Origin of the sequence: Actinomadura geliboluensis, assembly GCF_043197915.1 — a bacterium.
Taxonomy (GTDB): domain Bacteria; phylum Actinomycetota; class Actinomycetes; order Streptosporangiales; family Streptosporangiaceae; genus Spirillospora; species Spirillospora geliboluensis.
This window is the reverse complement of sequence record NZ_JBICUA010000012.1, coordinates 348760-371751: the sequence shown is the minus strand read 5'-3', so window position 1 is coordinate 371751 and position 22992 is coordinate 348760. Positions and strand designations below refer to the sequence as shown.

At 75.0% G+C, this 22992-nt stretch carries 23 protein-coding genes; 9 read left to right on the top strand and 14 right to left on the bottom strand.

Annotated elements, in window-relative coordinates; all coding sequences use genetic code 11:
- Positions 1 to 18: 18 nt before the first annotated feature.
- The 3 genes from ACGFI1_RS35125 to ACGFI1_RS35115 form a co-directional block, all read right to left on the bottom strand.
- Complete coding sequence (locus ACGFI1_RS35125; protein WP_392791576.1) at positions 19 to 1005, bottom strand: S1C family serine protease; 987 nt, start codon at positions 1003 to 1005, stop codon at positions 19 to 21.
- 82 nt (positions 1006 to 1087) lie between these two features.
- Positions 1088 to 1606: a GNAT family N-acetyltransferase gene (locus ACGFI1_RS35120; RefSeq protein WP_392791574.1), complete on the bottom strand. Its 519-nt coding sequence runs from the start codon at positions 1604 to 1606 to the stop codon at positions 1088 to 1090.
- A 46-nt stretch (positions 1607 to 1652) separates the two neighbouring features.
- Positions 1653 to 2453 (bottom strand): SDR family NAD(P)-dependent oxidoreductase, encoded by an 801-nt coding sequence (locus tag ACGFI1_RS35115; RefSeq protein ID WP_392791572.1) that lies wholly within the window; start codon positions 2451 to 2453, stop codon positions 1653 to 1655.
- Positions 2454 to 2579: 126 nt separating this feature from the next.
- On the opposite strand from ACGFI1_RS35115, the gene ACGFI1_RS35110 reads away from it, so the two are divergent.
- The 5 genes from ACGFI1_RS35110 to ACGFI1_RS35090 all read left to right on the top strand — a co-directional run bounded on the left by ACGFI1_RS35110 (position 2580) and on the right by ACGFI1_RS35090 (position 7243).
- Positions 2580 to 3272 (top strand): spermine/spermidine synthase domain-containing protein, encoded by a 693-nt coding sequence (locus ACGFI1_RS35110; protein WP_392791569.1) that lies wholly within the window; start codon positions 2580 to 2582, stop codon positions 3270 to 3272.
- Positions 3273 to 3341: 69 nt separating this feature from the next.
- Positions 3342 to 3932 carry a biotin transporter BioY gene (locus tag ACGFI1_RS35105; RefSeq protein WP_364554263.1) on the top strand — a complete coding sequence of 197 codons (591 nt, stop codon included), beginning with the start codon at positions 3342 to 3344 and terminating at the stop codon, positions 3930 to 3932.
- 209 nt (positions 3933 to 4141) lie between these two features.
- The gene (locus ACGFI1_RS35100) at positions 4142 to 5377 is read left to right on the top strand and encodes an isochorismate synthase (protein WP_386865939.1); all 1236 of its coding nucleotides are present in this window, start codon (positions 4142 to 4144) and stop codon (positions 5375 to 5377) included.
- Positions 5378 to 5500: 123 nt separating this feature from the next.
- Complete coding sequence (locus ACGFI1_RS35095) at positions 5501 to 5983, top strand: cation:proton antiporter regulatory subunit (protein ID WP_301177141.1); 483 nt, start codon at positions 5501 to 5503, stop codon at positions 5981 to 5983.
- 6 nt (positions 5984 to 5989) lie between these two features.
- Positions 5990 to 7243, top strand: a complete 1254-nt coding sequence (locus ACGFI1_RS35090; RefSeq protein ID WP_387067043.1) for a cation:proton antiporter — start codon at positions 5990 to 5992, stop codon at positions 7241 to 7243.
- Positions 7244 to 7282: 39 nt separating this feature from the next.
- Here the strand turns inward: ACGFI1_RS35090 and ACGFI1_RS35085 are convergent, their stop codons facing one another.
- Together ACGFI1_RS35085 and ACGFI1_RS35080 are read right to left on the bottom strand one after the other, a co-directional pair.
- Entirely contained in the window at positions 7283 to 8098 is an 816-nt protein-coding gene (locus tag ACGFI1_RS35085; protein WP_392791567.1) for an Fpg/Nei family DNA glycosylase, read from the bottom strand.
- A gap of 10 nt (positions 8099 to 8108) precedes the next feature.
- Positions 8109 to 9170, bottom strand: a complete 1062-nt coding sequence (locus ACGFI1_RS35080) for a fatty acid desaturase family protein (protein ID WP_392791565.1) — start codon at positions 9168 to 9170, stop codon at positions 8109 to 8111.
- 214 nt (positions 9171 to 9384) lie between these two features.
- Between ACGFI1_RS35080 and ACGFI1_RS35075 the strand changes: the two genes are divergently transcribed.
- Positions 9385 to 10155, top strand: coding sequence for a tyrosine-protein phosphatase (locus ACGFI1_RS35075; protein ID WP_392791563.1), 771 nt, complete (start codon positions 9385 to 9387; stop codon positions 10153 to 10155).
- Between the two features lie 127 nt (positions 10156 to 10282).
- On the opposite strand, the gene menD is transcribed toward ACGFI1_RS35075, so the two are convergent.
- From menD to ACGFI1_RS35060, 3 genes are all read right to left on the bottom strand, one after another.
- Entirely contained in the window at positions 10283 to 11950 is a 1668-nt protein-coding gene (gene menD, locus ACGFI1_RS35070; RefSeq protein WP_387067050.1) for a 2-succinyl-5-enolpyruvyl-6-hydroxy-3-cyclohexene-1-carboxylic-acid synthase, read from the bottom strand.
- On the bottom strand, positions 11947 to 12876 hold the full coding sequence (locus tag ACGFI1_RS35065; RefSeq protein ID WP_392738360.1) for an o-succinylbenzoate synthase: 930 nt from the start codon (positions 12874 to 12876) through the stop codon (positions 11947 to 11949). The genes menD and ACGFI1_RS35065 overlap by 4 nt, the downstream gene beginning before the upstream one ends.
- Positions 12877 to 12972: 96 nt before the next feature.
- Complete coding sequence (locus tag ACGFI1_RS35060) at positions 12973 to 13872, bottom strand: 1,4-dihydroxy-2-naphthoyl-CoA synthase (RefSeq protein ID WP_301177134.1); 900 nt, start codon at positions 13870 to 13872, stop codon at positions 12973 to 12975.
- A 112-nt stretch (positions 13873 to 13984) separates the two neighbouring features.
- On the opposite strand from ACGFI1_RS35060, the gene ACGFI1_RS35055 reads away from it, so the two are divergent.
- Together ACGFI1_RS35055 and ACGFI1_RS35050 are read left to right on the top strand one after the other, a co-directional pair.
- The gene (locus ACGFI1_RS35055; RefSeq protein ID WP_392738357.1) at positions 13985 to 15157 is read left to right on the top strand and encodes an AMP-binding protein; all 1173 of its coding nucleotides are present in this window, start codon (positions 13985 to 13987) and stop codon (positions 15155 to 15157) included.
- A 354-nt stretch (positions 15158 to 15511) separates the two neighbouring features.
- Positions 15512 to 16867, top strand: a complete 1356-nt coding sequence (locus ACGFI1_RS35050) for an RNA polymerase sigma factor (RefSeq protein ID WP_386865955.1) — start codon at positions 15512 to 15514, stop codon at positions 16865 to 16867.
- A gap of 74 nt (positions 16868 to 16941) precedes the next feature.
- Here ACGFI1_RS35050 and ACGFI1_RS35045 read toward each other — a convergent pair whose 3' ends face one another.
- From ACGFI1_RS35045 to ACGFI1_RS35035, 3 genes are all read right to left on the bottom strand, one after another.
- Positions 16942 to 18129, bottom strand: a complete 1188-nt coding sequence (locus tag ACGFI1_RS35045) for an esterase-like activity of phytase family protein (protein ID WP_392791561.1) — start codon at positions 18127 to 18129, stop codon at positions 16942 to 16944.
- 88 nt (positions 18130 to 18217) lie between these two features.
- Positions 18218 to 19105 carry an ABC transporter permease gene (locus ACGFI1_RS35040; RefSeq protein ID WP_138640408.1) on the bottom strand — a complete coding sequence of 296 codons (888 nt, stop codon included), beginning with the start codon at positions 19103 to 19105 and terminating at the stop codon, positions 18218 to 18220.
- A 2-nt stretch (positions 19106 to 19107) separates the two neighbouring features.
- The gene (locus tag ACGFI1_RS35035; protein WP_138640409.1) at positions 19108 to 20091 is read right to left on the bottom strand and encodes an ATP-binding cassette domain-containing protein; all 984 of its coding nucleotides are present in this window, start codon (positions 20089 to 20091) and stop codon (positions 19108 to 19110) included.
- A 118-nt stretch (positions 20092 to 20209) separates the two neighbouring features.
- On the opposite strand from ACGFI1_RS35035, the gene ACGFI1_RS35030 reads away from it, so the two are divergent.
- Positions 20210 to 20707, top strand: a complete 498-nt coding sequence (locus ACGFI1_RS35030; RefSeq protein ID WP_138640410.1) for a MarR family winged helix-turn-helix transcriptional regulator — start codon at positions 20210 to 20212, stop codon at positions 20705 to 20707.
- Here ACGFI1_RS35030 and ACGFI1_RS35025 read toward each other — a convergent pair.
- Genes ACGFI1_RS35025 through nirD form a run of 3 tightly spaced genes read right to left on the bottom strand, consistent with a single transcriptional unit; the run spans position 20653 to position 22961 of the window.
- Positions 20653 to 21381 carry a sirohydrochlorin chelatase gene (locus tag ACGFI1_RS35025; protein WP_392791558.1) on the bottom strand — a complete coding sequence of 243 codons (729 nt, stop codon included), beginning with the start codon at positions 21379 to 21381 and terminating at the stop codon, positions 20653 to 20655. The two genes, ACGFI1_RS35030 and ACGFI1_RS35025, sit on opposite strands and share 55 nt — an antisense overlap.
- Entirely contained in the window at positions 21374 to 22585 is a 1212-nt protein-coding gene (locus ACGFI1_RS35020) for a uroporphyrinogen-III synthase (RefSeq protein ID WP_386865962.1), read from the bottom strand. Before ACGFI1_RS35020 ends, ACGFI1_RS35025 begins: the two co-directional genes overlap by 8 nt.
- Positions 22569 to 22961, bottom strand: a complete 393-nt coding sequence (gene nirD, locus ACGFI1_RS35015; RefSeq protein WP_138640412.1) for a nitrite reductase small subunit NirD — start codon at positions 22959 to 22961, stop codon at positions 22569 to 22571. Before nirD ends, ACGFI1_RS35020 begins: the two co-directional genes overlap by 17 nt.
- Positions 22962 to 22992 lie beyond the last annotated feature (31 nt).

Genomic DNA, 22992 nt, shown 5'->3' with positions numbered 1-22992 from the left:
ACCCGGCGGGGCGGGCGGTCAGGTGGGGTCGGGGGTGAGTTCGACGGGTTCGGCGATGACGTCGACCATCGCGCCGTTGCGCAGGACGGTGATGGGCAGCGGCCGGCCGATCGCGTCGGCGAACATCAGCTTCTGCAGCGACTGGGCCTGCGAGACGGGCGCGCCGCCGGCGGTCAGGACCAGGTCGCCGCGGCGCAGCCCGGCCCGGTCGGCGGGGCTGCCCGGCACGACCTCGGCGACGCGCAGCGCGTCGTCCTGCCCGGTGCGCTCCCGCAGCCGCGCCGGGACCGGCACCGGCGCGGCGGCCAGGCCGAGGAACGCCCGCCGCACCCGCCCGTCGCGCATCAGCGCCGCGATGATCCGCCGGGTCGTGGCGTTGATCGGGACGGCCAGCCCGAGCCCGATCCCGGCGACGGCGGTGCTGACGCCCACGACCCGCCCGGACGAGTCGGCCAGCGCGCCGCCGGAGTTGCCGGGGTTGAGCGCGGCGTCGGTCTGGATGACGTCCTCGATGACGCCGCGGACCGCGGTGCCCGTGCGGGTCGGCTGCGAGGCCGGCAGCGACCGGCCCAGCGCCGACACCACCCCGGCGGTGACCGACCCGGCCAGCCCGAGGGGGTTGCCGACCGCGACGACGAGCTGCCCGACCACCAGGGCGTCGGCGTCGCCGAGGACGGCCGGGTCGGGCACGGGCCCGTCGGCGCGGACCACGGCCAGGTCCGACAGCGGGTCGGTGCCGACCACGGTGAACTCGGCGGTGTCGCCGCCGGCGAACGCGGCCTGCCCGCCCGGCGCGCGGCCGACCACGTGCGCGTTGGTCAGCAGGAACCCGTCGCCGGTGAACGCCACCGCCGACCCGGCGCCCTCGCCGCGCCGGTGCCGGACCCGCAGCGCCGCCACGCGCGGGGTCAGCTCGCGGGCCACGGCGGACACGACGCGGGAGTAGGCGTCCAGCGGCCCGGTCGCCGGCTCGGGGGCCGGGCCGGTCGGAGGTTCGGTTTCCATGGCACCTCCCGGATGATTACATCGTTACACGGTAACCATCCGGGGGGAAGAGCTGTTCCCCCGCTGACGCCCCTGCCTGCGGTCACGGCAGCGGGTCGGTCCGCAGGACGCTGTACAGCACCTCGTCGTGGTACCGGCCGCCGAAGAACGAGTAGCCGCGCATCACGCCCTCCCGCGTGAACCCCGCCTTCTCCAGGGCGCGCTGCTCGGCGACGTTGCCGACGTCGGTCTCGGCCTGGATCCGGTGGACGGGGCTGTGCGCGAACAGGTACTCCACCAGCAGCCGCTGCGCGCGCGTCCCGGCGCCGCTCCCGCGCACCTCCGGCATCAGCGAGATCCCGATGCTCCAGCACCACATCCGCGCGGTCGTCATCACCCGCCGGTACGACACCAGCCCGAGCGGGTCCGCGCCGCGCACCACCAGCAGGTTCCCGGTCTCCTCGCCCAGCATGCCGTCGGCCTCCCAGCGGCGCCGGAACCGCCGCGGATCCGACCACCCCTCCCACAGGAACGGCCCCGCCAGCTCCGGGTCGGTCCGCAGCCGCTCGACGAACGGCAGGTCGTCCTCGGCCACCGGCCGCAACCCCACAAGATCGTCCACGGCGGCCACGCTAGGACGGCCGCGCGCCCGCCGCCACCCGGTTCCCCTACCGCAGCGTGGACAGGCCCCCGTCGACGTGGACGACCTGCCCGGTGACATAGGACGCCCGGTCCGACAGCAGGAACACCGCCACCTCCGCGACCTCCCACGCCGTCCCCTGCCGGTGCATCGGGATCAGCCGCGCGACCCGGTCCCGGTCCTCGTTCCCGGCCGAGGCGTCCCGGCCCATCACGGTGTCGATCAGGCCCGGCGCCACCACGTTCGCGCGGACCCCGCGCGGCGCGCCCTCGGCGGCGATGTGCCGCACCAGCCCCGCCAGCCCCGCCTTGGACGCGTCGTAGGACGGCGACCGCGACCCCGGCTTGGTCCCCGCCAGCGACCCGATGAACACCAGCGACCCGCCCGCCTCCAGCGCCGGCATCGCGGCCTTGCCCACCAGGAACGGCGCCCGCAGGTTCACGTGCAGCACCCGCTCCCAGTCGGCCAGCGCCGTGCCCGCCAGCCCGTACCCGACCCCGATCCCGGCGTTGAACACCACCCCGTCCAGCCCGCCGAGGCCCTCGGCCGCCTGCGCGACCACACGGTCGCACGACACGGGATCGGTGACGTCGGCGACCACCGTGCACGCCGTCCCGCCCGCGGCGGCGATCATCGCCGCGGTCTCCCCCGCCGCGCCCTCGTCGACGTCCGCGCACGCCACCGCCGCGCCCTCGCGGGCCGCGGTCACCGCGATCGCGCGGCCGTTGCCGACCGGCGCGGCGGGATCGGCGCTCGGCCGCGTCCCCGCGCCGACGACCAGGATCCGGCGCCCCGGCAGCAGGCCGCCGGGCGAAGCAGGCTCGGGCATGCCCGGCACCGTAGCCCACACCGCCCCATCCCGCCCACCCCCGGCCAGGTTCGGTCCCGGCACGCCCCGGCACGCCCCGGCACGCCCGCAGCGCGGGGCGGCGCGGGGACGGCTAGGGTGCGGGGCATGGGAATCGCCGCGTCCGCACCGCCGGTGGTGGTCGAGCGCGCCGCCGGGGTCGGCGGCGAACTGGTGCTGCGCCGCGCCGGCGCCGACTACGAGATCATCAGCAACGGCGTGTTCCTCATGGACACCCGCAACGGCGAGTCCGAGCGGCTGCTGGTCCGCACCGCCGTGGACGGCCTCGACGCGCCCGTGCGGGTGCTCATCGGCGGGCTCGGCGTCGGGTTCTCCCTCGCCGAGGCCCTCGCCCTGCCCGCCGTCGCGCACGTCACCGTCGTCGAACGCGAACCCGCCGTCATCGCCTGGCACGGCACCGCGCTGCGGCCCTGGTCGGGCGGCGCGCTGGACGACCCCCGCGTCACCGTCCGCGCCGCCGACCTCCTCGACGTCGTCGCCGACCCCGGCGCCGGCCGCTTCGACGCGCTGTGCCTGGACATCGACAACGGCCCCGACTGGACCGTCACCCCCGGCAACGCCCGCCTCTACGCCCCCACCGGCCTGGACCTGCTCGCCCGCATGCTCACCCCCCGCGGCGTCCTGGCGGTGTGGAGCGCCGGCGCCGCGCCCGCGTTCGAGGCGCTGCTGCGCGACCGGTTCGCCCGCGTCGAGGCCAGACCGGTGCCGGTGCCCCGCGGCGAACCCGACATCGTGTACCTCGCGGCGCGGCCGACAAAGCCGGACCGCCCGTTTCTGTAGCCCGCGCTGTTCGTCCCGGAAAGTGCATTCGCTAGGTTTCGGCCTGACAAAACCTTTTTGGGAGGATCTGTGGCTACTGCCCACGCAGCCCAGCGGCGCCCCGCCGTCCTGGGCGACCTGCTGCCCGGTGCCCTGGCCCGCGACACCGCCCTCGTCATCGGCGCCGCCGTACTCACCGGCATCGCCGCGCAGATCGCGGTTCCGCTGCCCGGCACCCCCGTCCCCGTCACCGGGCAGACCTTCGCGGTGCTGCTCGCCGGCGCCGCCCTCGGCCCCGGCCGCGCCGCCCTCGGCATGCTCGTCTACCTGCTCGCCGGCCTCGCCGGCGTCCCCTGGTTCACCGACGGGGCCTCCGGCGCCGGATTCGCCAGCTTCGGCTACATCCTCGGGTTCATCGTCGCCGGCGCCGCCGTCGGGCACCTCGCCCGCCGCGGCGGCGACCGCACCCCGCTGCGCACCGTCGCGACCATGCTCGCCGGAACCGCCATCATGTACGCCGCCGGCGTCCCCTACCTGATGGCCTACCTGCACGTGGACCTCGCCACCGCGCTCGACCTCGGCGTCACGCCCTTCCTGGCCGGCGACGCGCTGAAGGTCCTGCTGGCCGCCGGGCTCCTGCCCGCCGCCTGGAAGCTCACCGGCGCCGCACGCCGCCGCTGACCTCCGCACGCGGGCCCGCCACGCGCGGGCCCGCACCCGGGCCCGCCCCGTCCGTCCCGCCCCCGCACGCATGGGGACGGGACGGACGGGCAGCACACGCCCATGCCCCGCACCCCGGCAGGCCCCGCCCCCGGCCGGTGTGGCGCACATCATCCCGCACCCCCGCCCCCACCGTTTGAACAGGTTCAAATCTGTCGTACAGTGGCCACGTGAAGCTCGCCGTGACAGCACCGGACCGACTCACCGTCCGCACCGTCCCGATCCCCGACCCGGGCGACCTCATCGCGCGGCTTCCCCACCCCTCCGCGCTCGCCTGGATCCGCCACGGCCACGGCATCGTCGGCTGGGGCGAAGCGGCCCGCCTCACCCTCCCCGGCGGCGACGACCGCTTCACCACCGCCGCCCGCCACCTGCGCGACCTCTTCGACGCCGCCGACATCGACGACCCCGTCGCCCTCCCCGGCACCGGCCCCGTCGCCTTCGGCTCCTTCGGCTTCGACCCCAAATCCGGCGACTCCACCCTCATCATCCCCCGCCGCATCCTCGGCCGCCGCGACGGCCGCGCCTGGCTCACCACCATCGGCGACACCGCCGACCCCCTCACCCTCGCCAACCCGCCCCAACCCCCCACCGGCCTCACCTGGAGCGACGGCGCCCTCCCCGAACACCAGTGGAAGGACGCCGTCGCCGCCGCCGTCGACCGCATCCGCGCCGGCCACCTCGGCAAAGTCGTCCTCGCCCGCGACATCACCGCCCAGGCCACCGCCCCCATCGACGCCCGCGTCCTCCTCCAGCGCCTCGCCGACCGCTTCCCCGCCTGCTACACCTTCTCCTGCGCCGGCCTCGTCGGCGCCACCCCCGAACTCCTCATCCGCCGCACCGGCGACCACATCGAATCCCTAGTCCTCGCCGGCACCACCCCCCGCGGCGACACACCCGCCGACGACCACGCCCGCGCCGGCCGCCTCTTCGGCTCCGCCAAGGACCGCGAAGAACACGGCTACGCCGCCGACATGGTCCGCGACGCCCTCACCCCCCTCTGCTCCCACCTCACCGTCCCCCGCCAACCCGAACTCCTCACCCTCCCCAACGTCATGCACCTGGCCTCCCCCATCCACGGACGCCTGGCCGCCGACCGCTCCGTCCTCGACGTCGTCGCCGCCCTCCACCCCACCCCCGCCGTCTGCGGCACCCCCACCGCCACCGCCCTCGACCTCATCCGCGAACTCGAGGGCATGGACCGCGGACGCTACGCCGGCCCCGTCGGCTGGATCGACGCCCGCGGCGACGGCGAATGGGGCATCGCCCTGCGCTGCGCCGAGATCGACGGCACCCGCGCCCGCCTCTTCGCCGGCTGCGGCATCGTCGCCGACTCCGACCCCGCCGCCGAACTCGCCGAAGCCCACGCCAAATTCCGCCCCATGCGCTACGCCCTCCACGGCTGACCCGCACCCGCCCCGCACCACCCCGCACGCTGCGGCAACGACCCGCACCCGGCGACCACGCACCACCCCGCCACCGGTACGGTCATTTCGACCCCAGCACACGGAGACGGAGGACGAAGCACCGTGGACGTCGAACGGACCGCTTTGCCCGGCATCGGCCTGCAGCACATCATGACCACCGGCCGCGGCCGCCAACTCGGCGTCATCTCCCACCGCACCGGCCGCCGCGACCTGGTCATCTACGACAAAGAAGACCCCGACAGCTGCATCGCCACCGTCGCCCTCACCGCCGAAGAGGCCAACGCCATCGCCGAACTCCTCGGCACCGGCCGCATCATCGAACACCTCGCCGAACTCCACCGCCAGGTCGAAGGACTCGTCACCGAACAAGTCCCCATCCCCGCAGGCTCCCCCTACGACGGACGCCCCCTCGCCGACACCCGCGCCCGCACCCGCACCGGCGCCTCCATCGTCGCCGTCGTCCGCGACGGACAGGTCCACGCCAGCCCCCGCCCCGACTACACCTTCACCGCCGGCGACACCGTCGTCGTCGTCGGCACCGGAGAAGGCACCACCGCGGTCGCCCAGATCCTCGCCCACGGCTGACCGCGCATGCACTCAGCCGTACAGCTCATCGAACTCGGCGCCATCATCCTCGCCCTCGGACTCCTCGGCGCGGTCTCCGTCCGCTTCTCCATCTCCCCCATCCCCCTCTACCTCATCGCCGGCCTCGCCTTCGGCTCCGGCGGCATCCTCCCCCTCACCACCAGCGAGGACTTCGTCTCCATCGGCGCCGAAGTCGGCGTCATCCTGCTGCTGTTCACCCTCGGCCTCGAATACACCGCCGGCGAACTCGTCGGCACCCTGCGCACCTCCGCGCCCACCGGCCTCGCCGACCTCGTCCTCAACGCCGCCCCCGGCGTCGCCGCCGCCCTCCTCCTCGGCTGGGGCCCCGTCGCCGCCGTCGCCATGGGCGGCATCACCTACGTCACCTCCTCCGGCATCACCGCCAAAGTCATCGGCGACCTCGGCTGGCTCGGCAACCGCGAGACCCCCGCCGTCCTGTCCGTCCTCGTCTTCGAGGACCTCGCCATGGCCGCCTACCTCCCCATCCTCACCACCCTCCTCGCCGGAGCCGGCCTCATCGGCGGCGCCACCGCCCTCGGCGTCGCCGCCGCCACCATCACCGTCATCCTCTACATCGCCCTCCGCCACGGCACCCTCGTCGAACGCTTCGTCGCCTCCCCCAGCGAAGAAGTCCTCCTCCTCAAAGTCCTCGGCCTCACCCTCCTCGTCGCCGGCATCGCCCAGCAACTCCAGGTCTCCGCCGCCGTCGGCGCCTTCCTCGTCGGCATCGCCCTGTCCGGCACCCTCGCCCACACCGCCCAGAAACTCCTCACCCCCCTCCGCGACCTCTTCGCCGCCGTCTTCTTCGTCTTCTTCGGCCTCCACACCGACCCCGGCGACCTGCCCCCCGTCCTCGGCATCGCCGCCCTCCTCGCCGCCGCCGGCATCCTCACCAAGATGGGCACCGGCTGGATCGCCGCCCGCCGCGCCGGCATCGCCACCACCGGACGCCTGCGCGCCGGCGCCGCCCTCATCCCCCGCGGCGAGTTCAACATCGTCATCGCCGGCCTCGCCGTCAGCGCCGGAACCAACCCACGCCTCGGCCCCCTCGCCGCCGCCTACGTCCTCATCCTCGCCGTCGCCGGCCCCGTCATCGCCCGCGGCACCGAACCCGTCGCCGCCCTCATGCGCACCCGCCGCGCACGCCGCCGCGCCCCCCAGACCGACGACGACGTCCCCCTCATCCCCCGCCCCGCAGCCGGCACCGGCGACACCGGCCCCACACCCACCATCACCTGACCCGCACCCGCACCCGGCAGGCCCTCACCTGCCGCGTCATCACACGGCGGACGGCTGGCACCCCGGACACCAGAACAGGTTCCGCCCCGCCAGCACCGCCGCCGCCACCGCCGTCCCGCACACCAGGCACGGCAACCCCGCACGCCGGTACACGTACACCTCACCACCATGATCGTCCACCCGCGGCGGACGCCCCATCGCCTCCGGCGTGTGCTCCGGACGCACCGTGTCGATCCGCCCCACCCGCACCCCCTCCGCCATCAGCACCACCAGATCCGACCAGATCCCCGCCCACTGCCCCGCCGACAACCGCCGCCCCGGCAACCGCGGATCGATCCCATGCCGGAACAGCACCTCCGCCCGGTAGATGTTCCCCGGCCCCGCCACCACCGACTGATCCATCAGCAGCACCCCGATCGGCGTCCGCGCCCGCGAGATCCGCCGCCACGCCGCCTCCGGATCGGCGTCCGCCCGCAGCGGATCCGGCCCCAGCCGGTCCCGCAGCAGCTTCACCCCGCCCGGCTCCAGCACCTCGCACCGGTTCGGACCCCGCAGATCCGCGAAATGCGCCCCGCCCTCCAACCGCAACCGCACCAGCCCCACCGGCTCCGGCGCCGGCGACTCCCCGAACCCGAACCGGCCGTAGATCCCCAGATGGACGTGCAACGTCAGCTCATCGTCGAACCCCAGCAGCAGATGCTTGCCATGCGCGTCCGCCTCCACCAGCACCCGCCCGTCCAGCCGGCCCGCCCCCTCGGCGAACCGCCCCTGCGGACTCGACGCGGAAACGGCGCGGCCGCCGAACACCCGCTGATGCTCGGCGGCCAGGCGATGAATCGTGTGTCCCTCGGGCATGGCCCGGAGCCTATCCCCGCCCCTCCCGCAACGGCTCACCGATCTCCCGCATGTGACCGAGAGCCTCCCGGTACGACGCCACCAGACCCGTCTCGGTGTACGGCAGGCCCACCGCCGCGCAGTGCTCCATCACCAGCGGCCGCACCCGCCGCAGGCTGCACCGCGGGATCCCCGGGAACAGATGGTGCTCGATCTGGTAGTTCAACCCGCCCATCAGCCAGTCGGTCACCGCGCCGCCCCGCACGTTCCGCGACGTCAGCACCTGCCGCCGCAGATGCCCCCACCGCTCACCCGGCCCCGGCATCGCCATCCCCTTGTGGTTCGGCGCGAACACCGCCCCCAGATGCACCCCGAACAGCGCGTGCTGCACCGCGATCAGCGCCACCGCCTGCGCCGGCGGCAGCAGGACGAACGCCAGCGACAGGTACCCCACCGCGTGCGCCAGCAGCAGACCGCCCTCCACCAGCCGGTCACGACGCGACCGGCCCCGCAGGAACATCAGGCTCCCCACCTTCAGGTTCACGCCCTCCAGCGTCAGCAGCGGGAAGAACAGCGCCGCCTGATGCCGCGCCACCCACCGCAGCACGCCCCGCTGGCCCTCGGCCTGCTCCTGCGTCCACGCCAGCACCCCCTCGCCGACGTCCGGGTCCTTGCCCACGTGGTTCGGATTGGCGTGGTGCCGGTTGTGCTTGTCGTTCCACCACCCGTGCCCCATCCCCAGCAGCAGATTCCCCAGCAGCAGCCCCAGCCACCGGTTCCCCCGCGCCGACCCCGCGATCTGCCGGTGCCCCGCGTCATGCCCGAGGAACGCCGTCCGCGCCGCCACCACCGCGAGCGGAACGCCGAGCAGGACCGTCCACCACCCGTCCCCCGCCCACGCGACCGCGGCCCACAGCGCGGCCGTCGCCGCCAGGTTCAGCCCGATCGCCCGCGCGTAGTAGCCGCGGCGGCGCTCCAGCAGCCCGCTCTCCCGCACCCGCCGCGCCAGCGGGGCGAAGTCGCTGCCGGCACGCCTCACGGACGGTGCGGGGGCGGCGGGGGGAGCGCCGGGAGCGTGCAGGGTCGCGGGCATGGAACCTCCAGTGCGAGCAGCGGAAACCGTCTCCTCGCAAGCTACGGAGCGTGACACCGGGCGGTCGCCCCGCTGGAGAGCCAACCCTCCCCTGGCTCGCAGGTCCCGGTCGCCCCCGCCGCGCCTCGCTCCCCGGGGCGATCACCCCCCGCACCGGCCGCAACCGGACCCTGCACAAAAGCGGGGACACCCCACCCATATAGGGTCACAAGTCATGGACGATGGCACACGGTGGATCGAACTCGACGGTGCGGTCAACGCCCGAGACCTGGGCGGCCTCCCCACGGCGGACGGCCGCACCACCCGGCGGGGACGCGTCCTCCGCTCCGACAACCTCCAGGACCTCTCCGTCGCCGACGTCCGCCTCCTCCTCGACGACTACGCCCTCAAGAACGTCATCGACCTGCGCAGCGACGCCGAGGTGCGCCTCGAAGGGCCCGGCCCCCTCACCCGCATACCGACGGTGACCGTCCACCAGCTCTCGCTGTTCCCCGAAGGCGGCCGCAACACCGACGTAGCCGCCGACGTCGACGTGGACAAGGCGCTTCCCTGGCAGGACCGCTCGACCGGCCACTACCTCGGCTACCTCACCGACCGCGGCGACTCCATCGTCTCCGCCCTGCGCGTCATGACCCGCACCGACGGCTCCGCACTCGTGCACTGCGCCGCCGGCAAGGACCGCACCGGGGTCGTCTGCGCCCTCGCCCTCGACGCCGCCGGCGTCACCCGCGAGGCCATCGTCGCCGACTACGCCCAGACCGGCGAGCGCCTGGAGGCCGTCCTGCAACGGTTGCGCGGCACCGATACCTACGCCGCCGACCTCGACTCCCGCCCCGCCGACACCCACCGCCCCCACGCCGCCATCATGGAGAAGCTCCTCGCCCGCGTCGACGAGGAGTACGGCGGGACGCTCGGCTGGCTCGCCGGGCACGGCTGGACGCCCGAGGACACCGAAGCCCTCCGCGACCGCTTCCTCGCCCCCTGAACTCTGCTTCCCCTTCGGGGAAGGCTGGTTTTTGTGGGGGTGTAGATGCAACCCGCCCGGCGCCTTTACGTTGTAAGTTCAATACCGACGACTGAGAGACAGAGCCGGCTTCGGGCGTGTCTCCAGGTCAGGCCAGCGCCGCGCGGACGGCCTCCTGCGCCGCCTTGCGCATCTCGGCGTGCAGGGCCGCGTTCGACTCCCTGTCGGTACGGGCCTCCACGATCCGCAGCCCCTCCCCCGTCAGCGCCTTCGGCAGGTCGGCCGCAGCCTCCAGCCGCCGGTACGGGACGCCGTGCGCCGCCGCCACCGCGCTCACGTCCACCTGGTGCGGGGTGCCGAAGACCCGCTCGAACGGGCCGCGCAGCGCCGCCTGCGGCAGCAGCGAGAAGATCCCGCCGCCCTGGTTGTTCACCACCACGACCGCCAGGTCCGGCCGCCGGTCGTACGGGCCGATGACCAGCCCGTTCTGGTCGTGCAGGAACGCCAGGTCGCCGAGCAGCGCGTAGGACCGGCCGCTGTGCGCCAGCGCCGCCCCGATCGCCGTCGACACCAGCCCGTCGATGCCGCTCGCGCCCCGGCTCGCCATGATCCGGATCCCGCGGCGGGGCCGCATCACCTGGTCCAGGTCGCGGATCGGCATGCTCGCCGCCGTGAACAGCAGCGACCCGCCCGGCAGCCCCGCCACCAGGTCGCGGGCCAGCCGCGGCTCGGTCACCTCCGGCACCGCGTCGAGCACCGCGTCCACCGCCGCCGCGGCCGCCTGGTCCGCGGTCCGCCACGACTTCAGCCACGCGTCGTCGCCCGACACGACCGGGATCTCCACCTCCGGCGCCACCTGCGTCGCCGACCGGACCGGGTCCGGCCAGTGCGACAGGTCGGGCGCCAGCACGATGTGCTCCTCCGCCCGCCTCAGCAGCGCCAGCAGCGGCCGCGACAGCCCCGGCTTGCCCAGCGTCACCACCACCTCCGGGCGGTGCCGCTCCACGAACTCCGGCACGCCCAGAAGGAAATGGTGCGACGACAGCGCGTGGTCGCCGTAGCGGGCGTTGCCGTTCGGCTCGGCGAGCACCGGCCAGCCGGCCATCGACGCCGCCGCCACGTACCGCTTGACGTTCACCGCGCCGTCACCCACCACCAGGACGCCGCGCCGCGTCGGCGGGACGTGCAGCACCGACCCCGGCGTCGCCGCGCGCACCTTCGTCCACGCGCCCGTCGCGTCGCCGTCGAGGGGCTCGCACCACGTCTCGTCCCCGTCGGGGATCAGCGGCTCCCGGAACGCCGCGTTCAGGTGCACCGGGCCCGGCGACGGCGCCTGCGCCACCCCCCACGCGCGGCTCACCAGCGACCGCCAGTACGCCACCATCCCCGGGCGGTTCTCCGGCACCCCGACCTCGGTGCTCCACCGCGCCGCCGTCCCGTACAGCTTCACCTGGTCGACCGTCTGGTTCGCGCCGGTGTCGCGCAGCTCCGGCGGACGGTCCGCGGTGATCACGATCAGCGGGACCCCGGACTCGTGCGCCTCGATCACCGCCGGATGGAAGTTCGCCGCCGCCGTCCCCGACGTGCACACCAGCGCCACCGGACGCCCCGACCGCTTCGCCAGCCCCAGCCCGAGGAACGACGCCGACCGCTCGTCGATCCGCACGTGCAGCCGGACCCGGTCGGCCTCCTCGGCCGCCTGCAGCGCCAGCGCCAGCGGCGCCGACCGCGACCCCGGCGCCAGCACCGCGTCGGTCATCCCGCAGCGCAGCAGCTCGTCGACCAGCACCGCCGCCAGCGCGGTCGCCGGGTTCACGGCGCCGCCCCGATCACCGCCGGGCCGCCCATATGCTCCTGCGCCGCCAGCGCCCGCTCCCGCCACGCGGGCTCCGGGCCCGCCCAGCGGGCCAGCGCCTCACCGTCCACCACCGGCCGCCGCACCTCGATCTCCCCCGCCACCGGGCGCAGCGGGTCGGCGGCGACGTCGCCCTCCAGCAGCGACAGCGTCCCCAGCCCGCACGCGTACCGCAGCTCCGGCAGCGCCGCGGCCAGCGCCGCCCCCGCCGCCAGGCCCACCGATGTCTCCACCGCGCTCGACACCACCACCGGCAGCCCGCACGCCTCCGCGACCCGCAGCGCCGCCGCGACCCCGCCGAGCGGCTGCACCTTCAGCACCGCCACGTCCGCGGCGCCGGCGGCGCGCACCTTCAGCGGGTCCTCGGCGCGGCGGATCGACTCGTCCGCCGCGATCGGCACGTCCACCCGCCGCCGCACCAGCGCCAGCTCCTCCAGCGTCGCGCACGGCTGCTCGGCGTACTCCAGCTCCCACCGGTCCAGCGCCCGGATCATCCGGGCCGCGTGGTCGACGTCCCAGCCGCCGTTCACGTCGATCCGGACGCGGCCGTCCGGCCCGATCGCGTCCCGGACGGCCTCGACCCGCGCCATGTCGTCGGCGTCGCTCTGGCCGCGTTCGGCGACCTTCACCTTCGCGGTCCCGCAGCCGGACTCCTTGGTCAGCGCGAACGCCCGCTCAGGCCCGACCGCGGGGATCGTCGCGTTCACCGGGATCCGGTCGCGGACGGGCGCCGGCCAGCCCTCGAACGCGGCCTCCCGGGCGGCGGCCAGCCAGCGGGCGCACTCGGCCGGGCCGTACTCGGCGAACGGCGAGAACTCCCCCCAGCCGGCGGGGCCCTCGATCAGGACGCCCTCCCGCCGCGTCACACCGCGGAACCGCGTCCGCATCGGGATGGAGTACACCCGCACCCGCCGACCCCCTGACCTGCCGCTGATCTGGCCACCGAATCACGGTATTCCGGAGCACACCGTGCGTTTGAACCCTTAGTAGTACCACGGGAAACGCGACCAATCGGGGTCGCGCTTCTCCAGGAACGAGTCCCGCCCCTCGGCGGCCTCGTCGGTGCCGTAGGCCAGGCGCGTCGCCTCGCCCGCGAACACCTGCTGCCCGACCAGCCCGTCGTCGACCAGGTTGAACGCGAACTTCAGCATCCGCTGCGCCGTCGGGCTCTTGCCGTTGACCTTCCGCGCCCACTCCAGCGCCGTCGCCTCCAGCTCGGCGTGCGGGACGACGGCGTTGACCATGCCCATCCGGTGCGCGGCCTCGGCGTCGTAGGTGTCGCCGAGGAAGAAGATCTCGCGGGCGAACTTCTGCCCGACCTGCCGCGCCAGGTACGCCGACCCGAACCCGCCGTCGAAGCTCGCCACGTCCGCGTCGGTCTGCTTGAAGCGGGCGTGCTCGCGGCTGGCGAGGGTGAGGTCGCACACCACGTGCAGGCTGTGCCCGCCGCCCGCCGCCCAGCCCGGCACCACGCAGATGACGACCTTGCCCATCATCCGGATCAGCCGCTGCACCTCCAGGATGTGCAGCCGCCCCGCCCGCGCCGGGTCGATCGTGTCGGACGTCTCGCCCTCGGCGTACTTGTAGCCGTCCTTGCCGCGGATGCGCTGGTCGCCCCCGGAGCAGAAGGCCCAGCCGCCGTCCTTGGGGGACGGCCCGTTCCCGGTCAGCAGCACGCAGCCGATGTCGCTGGACATCCGCGCGTGGTCCAGCGCCCGGTACAGCTCGTCCACCGTGTGGGGGCGGAACGCGTTGCGCACGTCCGGCCGGTTGAACGCCACCCGCACCGTGCCGTGGTCGACGGCGCGGTGGTAGGTGATGTCGGTGAAGCCGAACCCCTCGACCTCTTTCCACGCGTCCGCGTCGAACAGCTCCGAGACCATGTGTTCCCCTCTATGAAGCGCGCGCGCCGCCGGGGGCGCGGGCGGCCGGTGACCCATTCAACCCTCCCCGCGTTTGAACGCGTTCAGCGGGGTCGTCTACGCTGATGAGATCATGGATCGCCCGCTGCACGCCGCCGTCCTGCCGCCCGGCCCCCGGCTGCTGCGGGCCCTCGCCGCCGCGCTCGACGGCGGCCCCGCGCTCTGCCCCCTCCCCCCTGACCTGCCCGAACCGGCGCTCAGGAGCCTGCTGGACGCGCTGGCCCCCGACGCGGTCGACACGCCGGACGGGCTGATCCCGCACTCTCCCGGCGGCCGCGCGCCCGTCGGTCCCGGCACCGCCGTGCTGATCGCCACGTCCGGCTCCACCGGGGCGCCGAAGTTCGTCGAGCTGACGGCGGACGCGCTGCGGCACTCCGCCGCCGGCACCCTCGCCCGCATCGGCGCCGCCCCCGGCGACCGGTGGCTGTGCTGCGTGCCGACCAGCCACATCTCCGGCGTGCAGGTGCTCGTCCGGTCCCTGGTCGCCGGCACCGACCCGGTCATCGCGCCGCGCTTCGACGCCGGCGCCGTCGCGAAGGCCGCCGGCTTCCACGTCTCGCTCGTCCCGACCCAGCTGCGCCGCGTCCTGGACACCGGCGCCGACCTGTCCCGGCTCGGCGCGATCGTGCTCGGCGGCGCCGCCGCCGCACCCGGCCTGCTCGCCGAGGCCCGCGACCGCGGCGCCCGGGTCTTCACCACCTACGGGATGAGCGAGACCTGCGGCGGCTGCGTCTACGACGGCACCCCGCTGGACGGCGTGCGCGTCGCACTCGGCGACGGCGGCCGGATCCGGCTGGCCGGGCCGTCGCTGTTCAGCGGCTACCGGCTGCGGCCCGACCTGACCGCCGCGGCGCGGGACGGCGACTGGTTCGTCACCCAGGACCTCGGCGCCCTTGAGGGCGGCAGGCTCCGCGTCCGGGGCCGCGTCGACGACGTGATCAACACCGGCGGGGAGAAGGTCGTCGCCGGCGAGGTCGCCGCCGCGCTGTCGCGGCACCCGGCGGTCCGCGACGTCGTCGTGGTCGGCCGGCCCGACCCCGAGTGGGGCGAGCGCGTCACCGCCGTCGTCGTCCCCGCCGCCCCCGCCGCGCCGGAGCTGGCGGACCTGCGGGCCCTCGTCCGGGAGACGCTGCCGGCCTTCGCCGCGCCCCGCGAGCTGGAGCTGGTGGACGCGATCCCGCTGCTGGCGTCCGGCAAGCCCGACCGCGCCCGCCTGCGCTCCCCCGCCGGCCGTCCCGCCCGCTGACCCGCGCCCCGTCCCGCTTTCCTGACCTGGGAGAACGGGTCGTCGCGCGGTACGGCCAGAGTCTGCGGCCGAAGGAAGTCGCACGGGTAGTGGTCTTCGTCACGTCGCCGCGGCCCGGCGCCTTTACGCAGTAAGGTGGCATCGGTTCAGGTCAGGCAGCGCGAAATCGTGTGAACCTGCCCATTCCGGGCACCAGACCGTTCTGGATCGTTCCTCCGCGATCCCCGGGGACGGGCCGTCGTCCCGCGGTCCTGGGAACAATGACCCGGCCGTGCGACGTTCCGTTAAGTGCGTGCGCCACCAGCGAACACACAATCCGCGCCGCACTCACACCGAAGGGAGGGGGGTGTCTCCATGCCGCGAAGCGCCGTCGAGACCCCGCTCACGGAGTCGGCGGGCCCCGCGCTCAACGAGCTCCTCAAGCGGGGCCGCGCCCAAGGGCGCCTCTCGCTCGACGAGGTTCGGGGGGCCTTCGAGGCCGCCGGGATCAGCCCGGCCCAGGGCCGCTCCATCCTGCGCGAGCTGGCCGAATCCGGGATCAGCCTGGCCGGCGAGGCCGACACCGTGCGCAAGCTCGCCGCGGCCGCCGACCACGACGGCGGGGAGACCGCCCAGGCGCCCGCCGGTCCCGCGAAGAAGCGCACCTCCCGCAAGACCGCCAAGGCCGCCGGGCCGGCGCGCCAGAGCGCCAAGGCAGGCGCCGACGCCGCGGACACCGCGGACGCCCCCGCCGACGGGGGGTTCGAGGTGACCACCGCCGAGGCCGACGCCGACACCGGGGCCGACCTGGACGACCAGTCGACCACCATGGGCGACTCCGTCCACACCTACCTCAAGGCCATCGGGCGCCGCCAGCTGCTCACCGCCGAGCAGGAGGTCGACCTCGCCAAGCGCATCGAGGCCGGGCTCTACGCCGAGCACAAGCTGGAGACCGAGGACCTCTCCCCCGGCGTGCGCGCCGACCTGGAATGGGTCGCCGCCGACGGCCGCCGCGCCAAGGCCCACATGCTGGAGGCCAACCTCCGGCTCGTGGTGTCGGTCGCCAAGAAGTACTCAGACCGCGGCCTGTCGCTGCTGGACGTCGTCCAGGAGGGCAACCTCGGCCTGATCCGCGCCGTGGAGAAGTTCGACTACTCCAAGGGCTACAAGTTCTCCACCTACGCGATGTGGTGGATCCGGCAGGCCATCCAGCGCGGCTTCGCCGACTCGGCCCGCACCATCCGGCTGCCCGTGCACGTGCTGGAGATGCTCAGCAAGCTGAGCCGCGTCGAGCGCGACATGCACCAGCGGCTGGGCCGCGAGCCCACGCCGGAGGAGCTCGCCGCCGAGCTGGACAAGAGCCCCGAGCAGGTCCGCGAGCTGCTGCGCACCAGCCGCCAGCCGATCAGCCTGGACTCCACGATCGGCGAGGACGGCGAGACCCGCATCGGCGACCTCATCGAGGACACCGACAGCCCCGAGGCGTCCGAGCTCGTCGACCGGCAGCTCATGGCCGACCAGCTGCGCCGCACCCTCGACATCCTGTCCCCTCGCGAAGCCAAGATCATGGCGATGCGGTTCGGGCTGTACGACGGGACGCCGCGCACCCTGGACGAGATCGGCAAGGCCCTCGGGCTGACCCGCGAGCGGATCCGCCAGCTGGAGAAGGAGTCGCTGTCGAAGCTGCGGCACCCCAGCAACGCCCGCCCGCTGCTGGACTTCGCCGTCTGACCCGTTCTCCCATGGGCGCGTGGGGGCCCGCCGGATCGCACCGTCCGGCGGGCCCTCACGCATGTCCGGCCGGGTCAGCAGCCCCGGACGGCGAACGCCAGGAACTCGGTGATCTCCCGCTGGTCGAAGTTGTCGTCGGAGGCGGCGACGAGGGTGCACTCCCCCGACTTCAGCCGCGGCCCCCACGCCAGCGCCTCCAGGTTCTGCGTCGGGGACGCGAACGCGCCGAGGTCGGCGACGAACCGCTTGCGCACCGGGCGGAACGGGGCGTCCCCGGCGAGGGAGTCGCGGCGCAGCACGTCGGTGGCGCCCCGCACGTCGAACTCGTACAGCCGGACCTTGTAGCCGACGCCCTCCAGCCAGGACCGCTCCAGCGCCAGGAACCGGTGGCCGCCCACGGCGAGGATCTCCGACACGCCGCTGTCGGTGACGCCGGTGGGCGGCTTCGGCGCGGCCGGGAGCCGGTCGACCGGGTAGGCGTACTGGGCGCGGACGCGCCCGGCTCGGTCCCACAGCGTGAGCCGGGTCAGGGCGCCGTGCCGCACGGTCGGCGGCTCGCCGTCCTCGTAGCGGGGGCCCTCGACCATCGCGGCGATGCCGTGCGGGGTGAACGTCAGCGCCTCGAACCCGAAGTTGCGGCGCGGCCCCCGGCGCTCCTCGGTGAGCCGCAGCGCCGGCGGGACGCGCAGCGCGCCCGCGTACCGCCCGTCGGTCCGCGCCCAGCTCAGCGACATCTGCGACAGCGGGATGCCCTGGTGGCCCTCGTCGGGCCGGTCGCCCTCGCTGCCCCACAGGACCCGCCGGCTGCGGGGGTCGAAGCGGATCGTCTCGGGGTCGGCCGACCCGGGCTTGCCGAAGCCGGGGTAGGGGTCGCCGCCGGGGCGGCGGAGCGTGACCGCGCCCGTGACCCGCACCCCGGTGAAGTTCCCGGTGGCGGGGTCGATGTCGAGCCGGCCGGTGTAGAAGCGCGCCGGGTCGTAGCGCCACCGGTCGTCGGAGATCAGGTACCAGGTGCCGGTGCGGGGGTCGCGGTCGATCCCCGAGACGCCGCCGAAGGTGGTGCCGCCGACCTTCATCATGTGCGGGAGGCGCCGCTCGCCCAGGAAGCGCGTGATCCGCAGCTCCGCCGCGCCGGCCCGGGGCGCCGTGCCGCTCGCGGCCTCCGCCCGGGGCCGCCCGTCCGCGAGCGCCGCGCCCGCCACCGCCGCCAGGACGGCGGCCGCCGCCGCGGCGCCCCGCCACATCACCCTGTTCACGTCCACGATCGCTCTTACCCTCCGCATTCGAACGAACACGCTTCGTGCGCAAGGGCAAGTATGCTGGAGCGCGGCCTGGCGCGGAGGTGACTTCTCAGTCGGCGCGGCGGAACTCCAGGATGGCGACCGCCATCAGGCCGAGGCCCATCCCGAGGACGATGAGGATCTCCAGCCAGACGGGGACCGTCCAGCCGCCCCAGGTGACGCCGGGGTCGAAGGTGCGCAGCAGCCGGTCCGAGACGTCCAGGTGCGCGAACACGACGTGCCGCATCGGGTCGACCGCGTAGGTGAGCGGGTTGAAGCGGGTCAGGACGCTCAGCCAGGTCGGCAGGCCGTTCAGCGGGTACAGCGCGCCCGACAGGAACATCATCGGCATCATCGCCATCTGCATGACGCCGAAGAACGCCTGCATCTGGGTGATCCGCGCCGCCATCATCACGCCGAACCCGGTGAGCGCGAACGCCCCGATGAACATCAGGCCGACCAGCTGCGCCATCAGCACCGGGTCGTAGGGGACGCCGGCCAGCGGCGCGAGCAGCACGATCACCACGCCCTGCAGCGTCGCGACGAGCGCGCCGCCGACGCACTTGCCGATCACGATGGCGCTGCGGCTGACGGGCGCGACCAGCATCTCGCGCAGGAACCCGAACTCGCGGTCCCACACGATCGACCCGGCGGAGAACATCGCGGTGAACATCACCGACATCGCGCACACGCCGGGGTAGATGAAGGTCTTCAGGTCGACGGCGCCGGCCGGGCCGCCGCCGCTGGTCACCAGGTTGGACAGGCCGGTGCCCATGACCAGCAGCCACAGCACCGGCTGGACGAGCCCGGACACCATCCGCAGCTTGTCCCGCCAGAACCGGATCAGCTCCCGGTGCAGGACGATCTTCACGGCCCGCAGGTCCTGCCGCAGGCCGCGCTCGGGCACCCGCACCCGGACGACCTCGGCGGCCGCCGCCGGCTCCGCCGTGCTCCCCATCGTCATCTCCTCGCCGCGCGCATCGCCATCCGCATCCGGTCGCTCCCCGTGGCCTCGGCGTCCCGGATCGTGGACCCGGTGAAGGACATGAACACATCGTCCAGCGACGGCCGCGCGACGTTCACCGAGCGGATCGGGACGCCCAGCTCGGCGAACAGCCGGGGCACGAACGCCTCCCCGGCGGCCACCGAGAAGGTCACCGCGCCCTCCGACACGACGGCGGACAGGCCGAACCGCTCCCGGATCGCGGCGATCGCGGCCGCGTCGTCGGCGGTCTGGATGCGGACCCGGTCCTCGCCGACGCCCGCCTTGAGCGCCTCCGGGGTGTCGAGCGCGACGATCCGCCCGGAGTCCATGATCGCGATGCGCTCGCAGAACTCGGCTTCGTCCATGTAGTGCGTCGTCATGAAGATCGTGATCTCCTCGGCCGCCTGCAGCTGCCGGATGTACTCCCAGATCGACGCCCGGGTCTGCGGGTCCAGGCCGACGGTCGGCTCGTCCAGGAACAGCACCCGCGGCGAGTGCAGCAGGCCGCGCGCGATCTCCAGGCGCCGCTTCATGCCGCCGGAGAAGGTCTGCACCAGGTCGCCGCGCCGGTCCCACAGGTTGACCATCTCCAGCACCTGCCGGATGCGGTCGCCGGTCACCGAGCGGGGCACCCCGTACAGTTCGGCGTGGAAGCGCAGGTTCTGCTCCCCCGACAGGTAGCCGTCGAGGGTGGGGTCCTGGAACACCAGCCCGATGTTGCGGCGCACGCTGTCGCGTTCGGCGGCGACGTCGTACCCGGCCACGCGCGCGTGGCCCGCGGTCGGCCGCAGCAGCGTGCAGAGCATGTTGATCGTGGTGGACTTGCCGGCGCCGTTCGGGCCGAGGAAACCGAAGATCTCCCCCGGCCGCACGGCGAAGTCGATCCCCCGCACGGCCTCCACCTCGCCGAACCTCTTGATCAGGCCGTCGACCTCGACGGCGGGTCCCCCGTCCGGCATGGGGCCTCCCTCCGCATGGAGCACGCACACCCACCTTTTGGGCCCTCCAACGGTAGGAGTACCCTATCTCTCACGTCAAGAGAGATAGGTCGTCCCAAGCAATTCCGAGGAGCCGGACGTGACGGACCAGTCCGACCCGATGTTCGAGTCGCCCAGCTACCTGATGTTCGAGATGGTGCGGCTCGTCCGGCGCACCGCCGCCCGCATGCTCCCCGGCCAGCCCCGGCTCCCGCACCTGCTCGTCCTGTGGTGCGTGGCGCGCTCCGGGCCGCTGTCGCAGCGGGCCGTCGCCGAGCGGCTGCGGATGGACGCCGGCGACCTGGTCGGCATCGTGGACGCCCTGGAGGAGGCCGGCCACCTGGAGCGCCGCCGCGACCCCGAGGACCGGCGCCGGTACGCGCTGGAGGTCACCGAGGCCGGGCGGCTGTTCCTCGGCGCGGGCCTGGACGCCCGCGTCCGCCTCAACGAGGCCCTGTTCGCGCCGCTGTCACCGCAGGAGCGCGCGCTGTTCAGGGACATGCTGCTGCGGGTCCTCGCCCACCACGACGACCGGTTCGCCGGTCAGGACGCGGACGCCCGCACCGGCGCCGCCGCCCCCGACCGGGCCTCGTCGTAGCGGCGCAGCACCAGCCGCGCCGCGGCCGGGTGCGCGCCGATCGGCGGCGCCGTGACATCGGCGCCGCAGGCCGCGGCCCGGTCGTGGAACCGGCCCGGGGCCAGCAGGTAGGACGCCACGGCGACCCGGCGGGCCCCGCCGCGGCGCAGGTCCGCCACGACCTCGTCCAGCACGGGCCCGCCGGCGGCGACGAACCCGTGCCGGACGGGCCGGCCCAGCCGCCGCGCCAGCAGCCGGGCGGCCTCCCGGGCGTCGGCGATGCCGGCCGGGTCGGCGGATCCCGCCGCGCCGAGGACGACGGCGTCCGGGCGCGGCGGGATCCGGGTCGGGGACCGGCCGCCGGTCAGGCGGTCGGCGAGGGCGTGCGCCAGCAGCGGGTCCGGGCCGAGCGGCCGGGACGCCACCGCGCCGGGCAGCAGCCGCGCCGCGCGCCCCGGGAAGTCGGCTAGCGCGTGGTGGCCGCGCGCCAGCAGCAGCGGCACCACGACCACCGGGCCGCCGCCGAGCGCGGCGGCGGCGTCCTCCAGCGACGGCTCCGCCAGCTCGCCGTAGGCCTCGGCGACCCGCAGGCCCGGCCGCATCGCCCGCACCCGGGCCAGCAGCTCCCGGACCGCGGCGGGCCCGGCCGGGTCCCGGGTGCCGTGCGCGACGGCCAGCAGCGCCGGCTCAGCCACCGGCGCCCGCCGCGAGCCGGCCGGCGGGCCGCGGATCGCACGCCAGCCGGTAGCCGCGCTTGACGACCGTCTCCACGATCCCCGGGCGGCCGAGGCCGCGGCGCAGCCGCGCCACCGCCATCTCGACCGCGTGCTCGTCGGCCTGCGGGCGCGCGTCCCGGCCCCGGGCCGCGCCGTTGCCGGCCGGGCGGCTCGGCAGCGCGCCGCACAGCTCCGCCCGCGACACCACATGGCCGGGGCGCCGCGCCAGCGCCCGCAGGATCGCCATCGGCGCCGGCGCGATCGGCCGCAGCTGCCCGTCCAGCACGACGGCGTGCCCGCGCAGCTCCAGCGACGCGCCGCGCACCGACAGCCGCCGCGACCGGCGCCGCGGCAGGTCGGTGACCAGCGCCCGCACGAGCGCGCCGAGCCGGGCCCGCTCCGGCTGGACGGTCGGCACGCCGCGGTCGGTGAGCGCCCGCGCGGTGACCGGCCCGACGCACGCCGCGACGACGGGGCCGCGCATGGCCTCCAGCAGGGCGTCCTCCAGCCCGTCCTCGGCGGCGACGGCGAGCGTCGCGGCGACCGCGGGCGCGCTGGTGAAGGTGATCGCGTCGACCGTGCCCGCGACGGCCTGCCCGGCGAGCCGGCGCAGCGGCGTCGGGTCGTCGACCCGCGACCACCGGTACACCGGGACCTCGATCACCTCGGCGCCGGCGGCGCGCAGCGCCCCGGTCAGCTCCGGCTGCCGCTCCCCGTACAGCTGCACGGCGACCCGCGCGCCGGCCAGGTCCCGCGCCAGCAGGTGCGCGGCGACCTCCGCGCAGCCCTCCGACGCCGGCGACCACTCCTCCCGCAGCCCCTCCGACCGGATCGCGCCGCGCGCCTTCGGGCCGCGGGCCACGATCCCCGCCCCGGCGAGGCTCGCGACGAGCGCGTCCCGCAGCCCGTGCCCGTCCGCCGCCTCCAGCCACGCCCGGAACCCGATCCCGGTCGTGACGACCAGGTGGTCGAGCGGGCCGGCGGCGACCGCGCGGGTCGCCTCCAGCAGCTCGGCGTCGTCGGCGAGCGGGACGAGCCGGATGGCGGGCGCGGCCACGACCCGGGCCCCGCGCCGCTCCAGCAGCGTCGCGAGCTCCTCGTGCCGGCGGGCCGCGGTCACCCCGACGGCGAACCCGGCCAGCGGGCCGGTGCGGCCGGCCGCGGCCTCACTGGCGGTGCTCATCGGTGAGCGCCACCTCCACCCGGTCCCCGGCGCGCCGCACCGGGAACGCCGGCAGCGCCACCCGCGGATCGTCCAGGCACGCCCCCGTCCGCAGGTCGAACACCTGCTTGTACATGGGGGAGGCGACCGTCGGCGTCCCGTCGCGGGTGCCGAGGATCCCGCGCGACAGCACGTAGGCGCCGCTGAACGGGTCGAGGTTCGACAGCGCGTACAGGGCGCCGTCGTAGACCCGGAAGACCGCCACCTGGACGCCGTCCACCATCGCGCAGACCCCGCGCTCGGGGATCAGGTCGGCGTAGGAGCAGATGTCGAACCAGCGGGCCGTCCCGCGGCCCGCCGGGTCCCTGGTGATCGTCGCTTCGGGTGTCGTGGTCATGGTCGGAATCCTCCGTTCGGGCGGTTTCGCG

Coding starts and splice junctions, on each gene's coding strand:
- ACGFI1_RS35125 (WP_392791576.1), bottom strand. CDS start 1,005: ATGGAAACCGAACCTCCGACCGGCCCGGCCCCCGAGCCGGCGACCGGG.
- ACGFI1_RS35115 (WP_392791572.1), bottom strand. CDS start 2,453: ATGCCCGAGCCTGCTTCGCCCGGCGGCCTGCTGCCGGGGCGCCGGATC.
- ACGFI1_RS35110 (WP_392791569.1), top strand. CDS start 2,580: ATGGGAATCGCCGCGTCCGCACCGCCGGTGGTGGTCGAGCGCGCCGCC.
- ACGFI1_RS35090 (WP_387067043.1), top strand. CDS start 5,990: ATGCACTCAGCCGTACAGCTCATCGAACTCGGCGCCATCATCCTCGCC.
- ACGFI1_RS35085 (WP_392791567.1), bottom strand. CDS start 8,098: ATGCCCGAGGGACACACGATTCATCGCCTGGCCGCCGAGCATCAGCGG.
- ACGFI1_RS35080 (WP_392791565.1), bottom strand. CDS start 9,170: ATGCCCGCGACCCTGCACGCTCCCGGCGCTCCCCCCGCCGCCCCCGCA.
- ACGFI1_RS35075 (WP_392791563.1), top strand. CDS start 9,385: ATGGACGATGGCACACGGTGGATCGAACTCGACGGTGCGGTCAACGCC.
- ACGFI1_RS35065 (WP_392738360.1), bottom strand. CDS start 12,876: ATGCGGACGCGGTTCCGCGGTGTGACGCGGCGGGAGGGCGTCCTGATC.
- ACGFI1_RS35060 (WP_301177134.1), bottom strand. CDS start 13,872: ATGGTCTCGGAGCTGTTCGACGCGGACGCGTGGAAAGAGGTCGAGGGG.
- ACGFI1_RS35055 (WP_392738357.1), top strand. CDS start 13,985: ATGGATCGCCCGCTGCACGCCGCCGTCCTGCCGCCCGGCCCCCGGCTG.
- ACGFI1_RS35050 (WP_386865955.1), top strand. CDS start 15,512: ATGCCGCGAAGCGCCGTCGAGACCCCGCTCACGGAGTCGGCGGGCCCC.
- ACGFI1_RS35040 (WP_138640408.1), bottom strand. CDS start 19,105: ATGGGGAGCACGGCGGAGCCGGCGGCGGCCGCCGAGGTCGTCCGGGTG.
- ACGFI1_RS35035 (WP_138640409.1), bottom strand. CDS start 20,091: ATGCCGGACGGGGGACCCGCCGTCGAGGTCGACGGCCTGATCAAGAGG.
- ACGFI1_RS35020 (WP_386865962.1), bottom strand. CDS start 22,585: ATGAGCACCGCCAGTGAGGCCGCGGCCGGCCGCACCGGCCCGCTGGCC.
- nirD (WP_138640412.1), bottom strand. CDS start 22,961: ATGACCACGACACCCGAAGCGACGATCACCAGGGACCCGGCGGGCCGC.